Origin of the sequence: Clostridium transplantifaecale, from assembly GCF_900626075.1 — a bacterium.
Classification (GTDB): domain Bacteria; phylum Bacillota; class Clostridia; order Lachnospirales; family Lachnospiraceae; genus Otoolea; species Otoolea transplantifaecalis.
On record NZ_UYZY01000001.1, the window covers coordinates 158,005 to 170,662 of the forward strand.

Consider the following 12,658-nt stretch of genomic DNA (forward strand, 5'->3'; position numbering starts at 1 on the left):
AATATATGCAGGAGAAACAGAAGTCACTTAAGCTAAATTTTATTATGAACGCCATTCTAACGATGTCGCAGTTCATATTTCCACTTATTACATTTCCGTATGTTTCACGTATATTGTTGCCAGAAGGTACGGGAAAGGTTTCTTTTGCAACCTCTGTAATTTCGTATTTCTCAATGTTTGCACAGCTGGGGATTCCCACTTATGGCGTTAGAGCCTGCGCAAAGGTTCGAGATAATAGAAGTGAACTTACTAAAACTACACAGGAAATATTTATAATTAACATGGTCATGACGGCCATGAGTTATGCTGTTTTTGTGATTTGTCTGTTTACAGTTCCAAGAATCCAGCAAGATAAGACACTGTTTATTATTATCAGCACCACTCTCATATTCAATGCTATAGGTGTTGAGTGGTTATATAAGGGATTGGAGCAGTATACCTATATAACTGTTCGTTCCATCATTTTTAAATTTGTAGCTCTTGTTGCAATGTTCCTTCTTATTCACGAAAAGAACGACCTTGTGATTTACGGTGGAATCTCTATTCTGGCTGCGTCGGCTTCAAACGTTTTTAATTTCTTTCATGCACACAGATACGTTGGCTTCAAACCAGTAAGAAATTATAACTTCAAAAAGCACCTTAAAGCAATTACTATCTTTTTTGCTATGACATGCGCCGTAACAGTTTACACACATCTGGATACCGTGATGTTGGGATTTATGAAGACTGACGCTGATGTGGGTTATTATAATGCTGCTGTCAAAATAAAGAGCATCCTTGTAAGCGTTGTTACGTCGCTTGGGACCGTTCTTTTGCCAAGAGCTTCATATTATCTTGAGCATAATATGAAGGAAGAGTTTGAACGAATTACAAGGAAAGCATTTAATTTTGTGCTTTTGATTGCAACCCCCTTAATGGTTTATTTTATGGTATTTGCAAAAGAAGGGATCTTCTTCCTTTCCGGGGATGCTTATGCTGGTTCAATTTTACCGATGCAAGTAATTATGCCCACTTTGCTGTTTGTTGGACTTTCCAATATTACAGGAATACAGATGTTGGTTCCATTGGGGAGGGAAAAGGTTGTTCTATATTCCGAGATTGCAGGTGCGATAGTTGACCTGATCATCAATTTGCTTCTTATTCCTTCCTTTGGAGCAGTGGGAGCTGCATTAGGAACAACTGTTGCGGAATGTGTTGTTATGATATGGCAGTATATAGTTCTTCGGGATAAGGCAAATAAGGCATATAGAGAAGTACATTTCATTCCTATAATTATAGGCATAGTATTTGGCAGTGTCGCATCGGTATGGGTGAAGACACTGGGGCTATCAAACTTCTTCACGTTGGTTATATCAGCAATCATTTTCTTTGCTATTTATGCTCTGGTTCTTACAATTGCAAGAGAACCAATGACATTAGAAATTGAAAAGCAGACTCTAAAGAAAGTAAAGGGTTTCAAGAAATGAAGATTCGTGATTATGACATAGACCTGCTGAAAGCTTTATCTTGTTTAGCCGTTATAGGGTTGCATACAATTGGCAAGTATTTCTCAACTGGTAATGTGATTGCATATTACTTATGTGAATTTGCGATTCCGATGTTTTTTATGACAAGTGGCTTTCTTATTTTGAATGGGGGTACAGCAATGAGAACCTCTGGAATCATTCGATTAAGAAGATTTTGAAGATTTTAAGGGTCGTTATATTATGGAATGTGGTTTATTACATTTATGGTATTCTCAAGCTGATTCTGAACAAACAGACATGGAGCTTTTCAATAGGAGAGCTTTTTCTCCAAATTATTAAGAGCCTGGTTCAGGATGGAGCATGCTGGCACTTTTGGTATATGGGATCGTTAGCGTTGATTTATTTTTTAATCCCGTTTATTTAAGAGATTGTCTCCAAAGCAAAGAACGTGGATCTTTTGGGGCCTGGCAGCAGTATGTGTAGGCATGCAGTGCGTTTCTATTCTGTTGGGCTGGCCGATTCAATCGAAGGTTTTGCAGACACTTCGCCTGTGGACTTGGTTGTTCTACTTTTCCTTTGGCGGTGAGATAGCTAAATGGCTTCCGAGCGTAGAAAGCAAAATAGGCAAACAAAGCTATTTCCTTATGCTTGTGTTGCTGACCGTTGGAGTCATTGTGTATCAATACTTTATTGTGAACTCAATAGTCTGCTTTGAGGGACAAAGACCATTACAGGTTGAATACTTCTATGATAGTATTATTGTAACGATACTTTGGGTAGGCACTTTGTTTGCTTTTATTAAACGGTGTGATTTAAAAAGGAAAACCCGGCAGACAGTGTCCTGCTTTTCTCGCCTGACATTGGGAGTGTATTGCTCACATTTATTGGTTAGAGATTTGATAACTCATTTTGTTGGGATGAATTTATTTGCCAGTACGCTGCTAGTATGGTTTGCAGTCACACTTGTTTCAATAACTTTGGTAGAGGTGCTACGAAGGTTACCATTTGGAAGATGATTTGTTAGTTTGTAAATTCAGATCTCGGAGGGTTCTCAAATGTACGATTATTTAGTTGTTGGCGCCGGACTCTAGGGCACTGTATTCGCTCACGAAGCAAAGGCACACGGCAAATCTGTTCTTGTCATTGATAAGAGAAATCACATCGCAGGAAATGTGTACACCGAAAAGGTGGAGGGAATCTGGGGTTCAAAAAAATTATTTTGCTAAATTTAGAATTATGGATCTTCTGATACATATTGGGGATATTACTGCTTCAAACTTCATAGCAAAAGCTCATTCGGTATGGCGTGTCAACCCAGATGGAGAGCTTAGAGATCTTTTGGAACACTGAAATGTGTTTTCGTATGCCCAGAGGAGTATTTCTTTTCTGAATATTCTAAAAGAGCGGCCTCTGATATTAAAACTAATTTTTATGAAGAATGTAAAAGTGATTGTCATAAGGTAGATTTGGCAGTACTTGAACTTCCTTTTTCAAATGCGTGGATTGCATCACAAACTGCATCTAAGCTTCCTGCTAATAGTGTGCTTCATCTAGGGATACAAAATTCTCTACGATTCTGGAATTTCTATGAAACGCCAGAAAGTGTTGCTTGTTTTTCAAACACAGGAGGTTTTGGAATTGATGGCAACATGTCATCTGCGATAGGTGCTGCTTTGACTGCTCCTGAGAAAATCATATTCTGGGTACTTGGTGATTTAGCTTTCTTTTACGATTTAAATTCGCTGGGGAACAAGAATGTTAGCAAAAATCTCAGAATTCTGTTGGTCAATAATGGAAAAGGAACGTAATTCAAATTATCTGGAAATCCGGGATATATGTTTGGAGATGAAACAGATAGATTTATTGCTGCAGCTGGTCATTATGGTAACAAATCCTCTCTTTTGGTAAAAAATTATGCAGAGAATTTAGGCTTTGAATATATTTCAGCTTCGGATAAAGAAGAGTATTTGGCGCATCTTGATGAATTCATCAGTCCATCTATTGGAGAAAGGCCAATTGTTTTCGAGGTATTCACAAACAGTGAGGATGAGGATGAAGCGTTAACAATCATTTCAACTGCCTGCACTGATGGAAAAGTTGTTGCAAAGAAGAAAGTGAAGGATGTCGCTGTTGGAGTTATTGGCGAACGTCAATTTTCTAACCTAAAAAAGATCCTTGGGAAATAGGGTGATTTTGTGAGAGTTATAATTCTAGGTGGTATTGGCGTAATGGGGGGTGGCTCTTAATACTGTCTTGGCAGAGCATGGTGATGAGGTATTTATTACATCACGTCGTATTTATAAATCATATGGAAATGTACATTATTTGCAAGGAAATGCACATAATAATAATTTCAGTCGGAGATCCTAAAAGACAAGTATGATGCCTTCATTGATTTTATGACCTATGGCACGGATGAATTTAAGCAAAAAGTAGTCTCTTTACTTAACGCAATGAGTTAGTATATTTTCACCAGTTCCAGCCGCGTGTATGCGGATTCGATAACGCCTATCACGGAAGAAACGCCAAGGCTTTTGGATGTGTGCAAAGACGCGGATTATCTGAAAACCGATGAGTATGCACTTGCCAAGGCACGGGAAGAGAACATCCTTTTTTGCAGTGGCAAAAACGTGGATCATTATCCGTCCATATATAACATACAATACGGAGCGTCTACAGTTAGGTGCAATAGAGAAGGATATATGGCTTTACCGTGCATTGCATGGCAAGAGCATTCCGCTCCCAAAAGATGTAGATAGGGCTATAGCGGCTCTTATCGGGAATAACGGTGCTTTACAAGAAGCAATTAACCTGGATGGTACCGAACATATGACATGGGGGGAGTTTCGAATATATATCTTGATGTTATAGAAGAGGAAACGGGTGAAAAGCCTCATGTAAATATGGGAGTGGATGGAAATAAGTTAGCGGATGTTATGAATAATACTGCACAAGTCAAGTATGATCGGCTATATGATAGAATATTTGACAACTCAAAGCTCCTATCAACGTTTGTGAACTTTTCTTTGGAAGCTGGCATATAGAACGTTACGATTTATTATGTTAAAGTATATGGAGAAATAAAGCATGGATAATAAAAGGGAGTGGATTTATGGGGAAGGCTATAAAAAGAACTTGGCATGCTGGGAAGCCAAAGAAAAAACCGAATTATGATGCTGAAGTGGTAACGGGAGAATTATTGGAAGCTGTTTCAACACTATATCAGACTGTTAATGAGAGAGGAAAGCATTTGTCACTGCAGGCTATTGCTGATGAACTTGATTGTGGCCTGAATGCAATGAAGGTACGGAAACTGCTCATCACAGTAGGCGAGTTGAGAAGGACTGCCGGAGAAATGAAGGAGACTGCGGAGGCGATTTGCAAAAATAGAAGTGAATTGTTTGATAAACCTGTGTATAGTAGTGTCATGGCAGATAATGTGCTGAAACTTTATAAAGAAGCGAAGTGTATAGAGGAGATTATGTCAATACTCCACTTGTCCCGCGCTTCCGTTTATTCTTATTTACCATACAGCAAAATTATATACAAGTTGGATAAAGTTCCGGGAGGTGAAAGTGGAGTTGACGCAGAGCGGATGCGAGTTTACCGGGAGAGGATGAAAGTTTGTGAGAAGCTAAAAAAAGAGATGAATTGTGACAATCTGTGGAATGCGATAGTAGCTTTTGCCGGGTATCCATTCAAAACGAGTAAAGGGCTGAAGTTTTCTTATACGGTAAAAGGCGGTGAATTATTTTTCTCTCGGAAGGAGAAGAGCATAACCAGAGCCACTGTGGATATGGCATTTCAAAGAGTGATGGAGTTGAACAGTATTGTACCCGGGCCGAAGAAGTTGGGTGTGTTCGGGGCTTCGTATCTATATCCTGTATTTGTGAGACTTGGTTTAATTGATAAGAAAGGGATGAATCGGAATCTATGATTTTATATCATTGGGAAAGAGAGGGGGGGGGACATCAACCACAACCTAGAGGACGCGATTATTACAATTAAAACAAAATCGGACAAAGCAAGCAGTAAAACAACTGTGATTGGCCAGATTAAAACAAGGTCAGTTCCAAGAATGTGCAACGCAGTAAGTGATAAAAAGCAAGTTGCACAGAAACATGGCAGACCATAGATAAACACCACTCATTCACAAAGATATAGCAGAAGAAGTTCCTAGATTCTTCTGTATTTATCATGGCATTTTCGCTGTTGCCAATATTGATGATTTTAAACTGATTGCGGAATTTCTGTACGTGCAGTTCGTAAAGACAAACTTAATGAAGAATAAAAGAGTTAAGAAATTATATTCTGCTTTTATGAATGGACTGATTAGGCGTATCGTTTTCAAAGAAACAGATCCAAAGAGCGCCGGGGGTGTGAGCGAATTGTGAGGAAAGTAAGGAGGAGACTGACACATTTACATTTTTAATACTAACTGAACAATAAAAGATAGTAGGCCGTATGAAGACAAACTTGTTAAGAATTATTTTGCGTATACTGTATTAAATAATTTTTATTGTTTTATTTGTTTTATAGAAAGGAAATAATTAAATGGTTCTAGAAATTAGTAATGTTACAAATTATACTTTTATTAGCTATCACCAATTTTTAATCACCGAAGAAAAATCCCCCACCACCATCACCAAATACCTCCGCGACCTCCAAAAATTCCTCACCTACGCCGCGGACCGCCCCATCACCAAGGAACTGGTCATAACCTACAAAGAGGAACTAAAACAACAATACGCCACCACTAGCATAAACTCCATGCTGGCCTCCCTCAACCACTACTTCGATTTCGCTGGCCTCTACGATTGCAAAGTCAAACAAATAAAACAACAACGCCGAGTCTACTGTCCGGAGGAAAAGGAACTGTCAAAAGAAGAGTACTATCGTCTCATAAAAGCAGCCCAGGATCTACAAAAAGATCGACTCTCCTTAATCATCCAAACCATCTGCAGCACCGGCATCCGTATCAGCGAACTGGAATGCATTACAGTCAGAGCCACACAAAGCGGAGTTGCCGAAGTCAATTGCAAAGGTAAAAGCCGGCAGATATTCATTCCACACAAACTAAAAATGATGCTGCTAAGTTATATCAAGAAGCAACAAATCCGACAAGGCCCCATCTTCATAACCAAACAAGGCAACCCCATCAACCGAAGCAATGTATGGCGGGAAATGAAAAATCTGTGCGAAATAGCTCAGGTGAGAGAAAACAAAGTCTTTCCCCACAATCTCCGCCATCTTTTTGCAAAGACCTACTATAAGATGGAAAAAGACATCTCAAAACTTGCAGATTTACTTGGACACAGCAGTATAAACACCACAAGGATTTATATTATATCATCGGGAGAAGAGCACAGACGGCAAATCGATAAAATGAAATTACTATTATAAGAAATGCGGACGAACGAATAAATACTAAAACAATACTATTAATTACAACATAATATAGATTATGTCGTATTATACACCTAAAAGTCTAAAACGTCTATTGGAAAGTTAATATTATCTAAAATATTTATTAAAATTTAAATATCACTTCTTTTTAAATATCCATTCAATTCCCATATTATACCAATTAAGTTTCGATAATGCAATATTATCGCATGTTGTTTTTTATTTTAAACTCCTTAATGCATATTTATAATTTACAAAATTATTCATAATTTACAATTATTACCATCACATATCTACAAAATTCCCCTTTTTTCTTAACCACATTAAAAAAAATCCCATATCTATTTACTTTAAAATCAAAAATCCAAAAACCGCACAACATAATCTATATTATGTGGTTTCTTTTGCAACATAATCTATATTATGTTGTTGTCCATTAAATCAAACCAATATTATGTTATTTCACCTGACACTATTAATGTAGGGAGTATATCAATGTTACAGCCAATGAACGGGATAATCGACATCCATACCCATATTATCCCCAAAGCAGATGATGGATCCAGGTACCTGGGAGAAACCAGATACCTGCTGAAGGAGGCATATGCCCAGGGCGTCCGTGGAGTGGTTGCTACGCCGCATTATATCCGAGGACATAATAAAATGAGCGCCAGTCAGATATTGGATACTTTAAAAAAAGTGAAGAAAGCGGCGAGTGAGATTGCCTCAGATTTAACAATTTATTCTGGTGAGGAGTTATTTTATCAAGAGGAAATAGTGGAAGCGCTGCAGTCTGGCCGGGCTTTAACGCTGGGAGACACCAGATATGTTCTAATCGAATTTTCCACTTCTGTTTCATATAAAGATATGTATAAGGCAGTACGCCACCTTACTCTGGCCGGATATATTCCGGTACTGGCACATATTGAGCGATACTCCTGCTTGAGAAAAGCCGGCTGCGTTGAGGAACTGATTCAGGCAGGTGCTTATATGCAGATGAATTATAGCAGCTTGACAGGGCTTAGTCATCCGGTCGATCGGCTGTGGTGCAGAAGGGCAGTAAAAGAAGGTAAAATTCATTTGCTGGGAACGGACATGCATCGCCTGGATTACCGCCCGCCGGAACTAAAGAAAGCAGTGGAGTGGCTGCAAAAGGACTGCGGAATGGAGACGTTTAAAAGGCTGACCTATCATCAACCTAAAAAACTTTTGAACGGTGAATTGATTTAAAACATTTAACGTTCCTAATAAAAGAATAATTAGCAAGTAATAAAAATTTAAAGTAATAAGAAAAACAGTAAGTAATAAGTTAAATAGGTAGTAAGAAGATAGATTAATAAGCAAGAAAATAAATTAGAAAAGATTAACTTAAGGGAGAAAAGGGCTTTAGAAATGGAAAAGATGTACACAGAAGACAAGGAAGAGATAGAGATTGATCTGCGCGAACTGCTTTTTGAACTGAAAAAAAGATTATGGCTGATTATAGTAGCGCTGATTCTGGGGATTGGTATTGTGGGCGCCAGCAGCGCATTTTTAATAACTCCCCAATATAAATCGGAAGCGAAGTTATACATATTATCAAAGGAGACAACTCTGACTTCTCTGGCGGATCTGCAAATCGGAAGTCAGCTTACACAGGACTATAAGGTGTTGGTCAGCAGCCGTCCGGTTATGGAAGGGGTAATTAATCATCTTAATTTAGACTATTCTTATAAGGAACTGGCCGGAAAGCTGACTGTAGAAAACCCGCAGAACACCAGAATTTTATCTTTAACAGTACGGGATGAGAATCCCTATATGGCTAAACAGATTGTAGATGACATCGCTAACACAGCCTCCGATTACATTGGAGAAATTATGGAAATGGTACCTCCGAAGATGATTGAAGATGGTGTGGTCGCATCTGAGCCGTACAGTCCCAGCATAAAGAGAAATGCACTACTCGGAGGAATTCTGGCAGTGTTTTTAATCTGTGCACTGATAGCGGTTCGTGTTGTCTTTAACGATACGGTCAAGAGCGAAGAGGACGTCGAAAGATATCTGAGCATGCCTGTGCTGGCTGTTATACCGAAAAAGAGGGAAAAAGGCAAGAAAAAAGAAAAAAACAAATCAACGGAAGAAGCTAAAAAACAAGATCTTAAAGAGGAAGTAAAGGGACACAAAGAGGAGGAACAGGTAAATGGATAACGAAGTCTTTTTAAAAAGAACGGCAATAGATGACTATCAATATAATGAGGCGATGAAAACACTTCGTACGAATATCCAGTTTTCGGGTACAGGCATCCAGGTTGTCATGCTTACCAGTTCCGTTCCCAGTGAAGGGAAGAGTGAGACTACGTTTCATTTGGCGGCGTCCTTGGCACAATTGGATAAAAAGGTTCTCTTAATTGACGCAGACATCCGTAAATCTATCCTCGTGACACGGTATCAGCTGGATCGGAGGGTAGATGGCCTGTCCCAATATCTCAGCGGACAAAAAAAATTGAACGAGGTGGTTTATACGACAAACCTGCCGAATCTGACTATGATTTTTTCCGGCCCCTATTCTCCTAATCCGGCAGAGCTGTTAGCAGAGCCTCTTTTTGATAAATTAATTGGATGGGGGAGAGAAAACTTCGATTATATCATAATTGATACGCCTCCAATGGGGAACCTGATCGATGGTGCAATTATCGGCCGCAATTGTGACGGTGCAATACTGGTTATTGAGAGCGGCAAGATTAGCCATCGTCTTCTTCAGAAAGTGAAGGGACAGCTCGAAAAGAGCGGATGCCGAATTTTAGGCGCGGTGCTGAATAAAGTGGATGTCAGACAGAACAGTTATTACTATTATGGGAAATATGGAAAATATTACGGAAAAGAATATAGTAACAAGTCATAAATAGCTTGTGATACAACAGACTGCAGCAAGAGCTGCCAGGGAGAATATAGCGGAGCATGAGTGAAAAGAAGGATGAATCTGCCGAAAAAGAACTGCCGGATATTAGAAAAAAGAACCCAGCAGAGAGTATAAAGAAGCAAAAGTGGCCGATTGTTTTATTGGTATTTTGTATAGTAGGCATTTTTTTTATGTTTGCGAACCAAAATTATTTGCAGAAAAAAGCGAGAAAATTGGCGGAGGCCGGAAATACGGCCGAAGCCGCTGTTTCTCCAGGGACAGCATCGAAAGAAATCATCGAACTGGATGGAAATAAATATAGAAGAAATACCTCAATCCGCGCGATTCTTTGTATAGGCGTGGACACAGAAGGGGATATGGAACAGAAAACTGCCTCCGGGATGGCCGGACAGGCAGACGGCCTTTTTCTGGTGGCTCAGGATATGGCCAGAGACACAGTCAGGATTTTAATGATTCCCCGAGATACAATGACGGAGATTACTTTGTTTGATTTAATGGGAAATGAGCTGGGAAAAGATGTCCAGCATCTGACTCTGGCTTATGCTTATGGAGATGGCAGGGAAAAGAGCTGCGAACTCCTTTCGGAGGCTGTTTCAGATTTATGTTTTGGAATACGTCTTGACGGATATCTGGCAATGAACGTCAGTTCCATCGCTCTCTTAAATGATGCGGTAGGAGGAGTAACCGTTACCGTAAAAGAAGAAGGACTGGAAGTAAGGGATCCAATATTTAAAAAAGGAAACACCGTACACTTAAACGGAAAGCAGGCAGAGATTTTTGTGCGTTACCGTGATATTACGAAGTCACAGACGGCTCTCAGCAGGATGGATCGACAAAAACAATATATGCAGGCCTATTTTGAAACCGCTAAAGAAGAGGCGGGAAAGGACAATGAACTGATAACAAGGCTTGTCAATGATATAGAAGAACACATGATTACTAATATGGCTAAAGACCAGTATCTAGATATGGGTCTGGCAGTCTTAAACAGCCAGCAGCAACTGGGAGAAAATGATTTCTTATCAATACCGGGCCAGGCGGTAGAGACGATCAATTTTGATGAATTTTACCCGGACCTGGATGAATTGAAACGGATCATAATAGAACTGTTCTACAAAGAAATATAACAGGAAAAGCGTGATACGGAAGCCTAACGGCAATAACTAGCAAAATGCTATTTATTGATAAAAATTAGAAGAAAGGAAGGGTGATGTGACATGAAGAGGAAAATCGTAGGAGTGTTAACCGCTGCTGTCCTGATGACACAGCCTTTTACAGCTCTGGCAGGCTCACGCTCGTCTCAAGGCGTACCTACGCTCAGTAGTTCGACGCAGTCGATGATCAGTGGTGAACTGAATGCAAGTTCAGCTCCAACTGGTACTGCCGGCAGTTCAGTTTCGCTCAGTACAGATCGTAGTGTTTACGAGAATGCCGGAATTGCCTGGGATGTAATCGAAAAGATTAACACCATCAATGCAGGCGTAGAGCCTCTGTACCGCACAATCGGAACGAACAATATGGTTGGTTATGTTCCTTTAGCACCGGTGCAGGCAGCAGTTGTCAGCGGTTCCACCACATTAAGCCTGTATGTTCCAAACCTGGTAGAAGGTCTGAATGATGTTCAGATTCTGTACTACAATCAGGCAACACGTACATGGGAACTGATGGCTCCAACCAGCATCAACTATGCAACAAAAGAAATTTCCGTTACTTTAAGCGGAACAACACCATTTACCATTGTTTATAAAAAATAAACATTGGTAAGTGAGACTCAGGGACTGCCCCAGTTATTCTTGGGGCAGGTTCCCGACCTTACACAGAATTGAGAGAAAAATTTTTCGCGGGATTACTTAAAAGAATCACATCTGTATAACGAAGCAAATGGATTCTGTATGAACCCAAAAACAGGCTTAATTATATAACGCGGAATTAATATATATGAAAAAATGGAAGGATATAAAAAGTTTATGAAGGGGATTATACTTGCCGGAGGCTCCGGCACCCGCCTTTATCCGTTGACGAAAGTAACTTCCAAACAACTGCTTCCTATTTATGACAAACCGATGATTTATTATCCTTTGTCGGTACTGATGGAAGCGGGGATCAGGGATATTCTGATTATTTCCACACCGCAGGATACGCCCCGTTTTCAGGAACTGTTGGGAGAGGGAAAAGCCTTTGGCGTGAATCTGGACTACGCTGTTCAGGCGTCACCGGATGGCCTGGCTCAGGCCTTTCTGATTGGAGCGGATTTTATAGGAACTGATTCGGTAGCAATGGTACTGGGAGATAACATTTTTGCCGGCCATGGATTGAAAAAGCGTTTGAAAAAAGCGGTCCGCAATGCATCAGAGGGAAAAGGGGCAACGGTATTTGGCTATTATGTGGATGATCCGGAGCGGTTTGGTATCGTTGAGTTCGATCAAACCGGTAAAGCAGTTTCGATTGAAGAAAAACCGGAGCACCCTAAAAGCAACTACTGTGTTACAGGACTTTATTTTTATGATAACAGAGTAGTGGACTATGCGAGACAACTTAAGCCGAGCGCGAGGGGAGAATTGGAAATAACTGATTTGAACCGGATTTATTTGGAGGCGGAGCTTTTGAACGTGGAACTGCTGGGCCAGGGATTTACCTGGCTGGATACAGGCACGCATGAAAGTCTTGTAGATGCAACCAACTTTGTAAAAACAGTGGAAAGCCATCAGCACCGGAAAATTGCCTGCCTTGAAGAGATCGCCTATCTGAACGGCTGGATCTCCAGAGACGATGTGTGGTCCGTTTATGAGAGCATGAAAAAAAACCAGTACGGTCAATATCTGAGAGATGTCCTGGATGGCAAATATATCGATGTTCTTTATGAATGATAAACCTATGAAAGACGTTT

Annotated in this window: 13 protein-coding genes and 1 pseudogene; all 14 read left to right on the forward strand. The window is 40.0% G+C overall.

Annotated elements, in window-relative coordinates:
• Positions 1–5 precede the first annotated feature (5 nt).
• The 14 genes and pseudogenes from EJL91_RS00705 to rfbA all read left to right on the forward strand — a co-directional run bounded on the left by EJL91_RS00705 (position 6) and on the right by rfbA (position 12,638).
• Positions 6–1,466, forward strand: a complete 1,461-nt coding sequence (locus EJL91_RS00705) for a flippase (protein ID WP_125140052.1) — start codon at positions 6–8, stop codon at positions 1,464–1,466.
• Complete coding sequence (locus EJL91_RS25315; RefSeq protein ID WP_125140053.1) at positions 1,463–1,684, forward strand: acyltransferase family protein; 222 nt, start codon at positions 1,463–1,465, stop codon at positions 1,682–1,684. The genes EJL91_RS00705 and EJL91_RS25315 overlap by 4 nt, the downstream gene beginning before the upstream one ends.
• Positions 1,685–1,894: 210 nt before the next feature.
• Positions 1,895–2,482, forward strand: a complete 588-nt coding sequence (locus EJL91_RS25320) for an acyltransferase family protein (RefSeq protein ID WP_125140054.1) — start codon at positions 1,895–1,897, stop codon at positions 2,480–2,482.
• Between the two features lie 39 nt (positions 2,483–2,521).
• A pseudogene (locus tag EJL91_RS00720) lies at positions 2,522–2,665 on the forward strand (NAD(P)-binding protein); the annotation flags it as partial.
• A 267-nt stretch (positions 2,666–2,932) separates the two neighbouring features.
• Entirely contained in the window at positions 2,933–3,274 is a 342-nt protein-coding gene (locus tag EJL91_RS00725) for a hypothetical protein (protein ID WP_125140055.1), read from the forward strand.
• Between the two features lie 27 nt (positions 3,275–3,301).
• A complete protein-coding gene (locus tag EJL91_RS00730; protein WP_125140056.1) occupies positions 3,302–3,652 on the forward strand; it encodes a hypothetical protein in 351 nt (116 codons plus the stop codon).
• A 926-nt stretch (positions 3,653–4,578) separates the two neighbouring features.
• The gene (locus EJL91_RS00735) at positions 4,579–5,403 is read left to right on the forward strand and encodes a hypothetical protein (RefSeq protein WP_125140057.1); all 825 of its coding nucleotides are present in this window, start codon (positions 4,579–4,581) and stop codon (positions 5,401–5,403) included.
• Positions 5,404–6,020: 617 nt separating this feature from the next.
• Positions 6,021–6,869, forward strand: a complete 849-nt coding sequence (locus EJL91_RS00740; RefSeq protein WP_125140058.1) for a tyrosine-type recombinase/integrase — start codon at positions 6,021–6,023, stop codon at positions 6,867–6,869.
• A gap of 510 nt (positions 6,870–7,379) precedes the next feature.
• Positions 7,380–8,102 (forward strand): CpsB/CapC family capsule biosynthesis tyrosine phosphatase, encoded by a 723-nt coding sequence (locus EJL91_RS00745; RefSeq protein WP_243125244.1) that lies wholly within the window; start codon positions 7,380–7,382, stop codon positions 8,100–8,102.
• A gap of 162 nt (positions 8,103–8,264) precedes the next feature.
• A complete protein-coding gene (locus EJL91_RS00750; RefSeq protein WP_125140060.1) occupies positions 8,265–9,059 on the forward strand; it encodes a YveK family protein in 795 nt (264 codons plus the stop codon).
• A complete protein-coding gene (locus EJL91_RS00755) occupies positions 9,052–9,753 on the forward strand; it encodes a CpsD/CapB family tyrosine-protein kinase (RefSeq protein WP_125140061.1) in 702 nt (233 codons plus the stop codon). The genes EJL91_RS00750 and EJL91_RS00755 overlap by 8 nt, the downstream gene beginning before the upstream one ends.
• Positions 9,754–9,809: 56 nt before the next feature.
• Positions 9,810–10,898: an LCP family protein gene (locus EJL91_RS00760; RefSeq protein ID WP_125140062.1), complete on the forward strand. Its 1,089-nt coding sequence runs from the start codon at positions 9,810–9,812 to the stop codon at positions 10,896–10,898.
• Between the two features lie 210 nt (positions 10,899–11,108).
• Positions 11,109–11,525: a hypothetical protein gene (locus tag EJL91_RS00765; RefSeq protein ID WP_243125194.1), complete on the forward strand. Its 417-nt coding sequence runs from the start codon at positions 11,109–11,111 to the stop codon at positions 11,523–11,525.
• Positions 11,526–11,738: 213 nt separating this feature from the next.
• The gene (rfbA, locus tag EJL91_RS00770) at positions 11,739–12,638 is read left to right on the forward strand and encodes a glucose-1-phosphate thymidylyltransferase RfbA (RefSeq protein WP_125140064.1); all 900 of its coding nucleotides are present in this window, start codon (positions 11,739–11,741) and stop codon (positions 12,636–12,638) included.
• Positions 12,639–12,658: the final 20 nt, after the last annotated feature.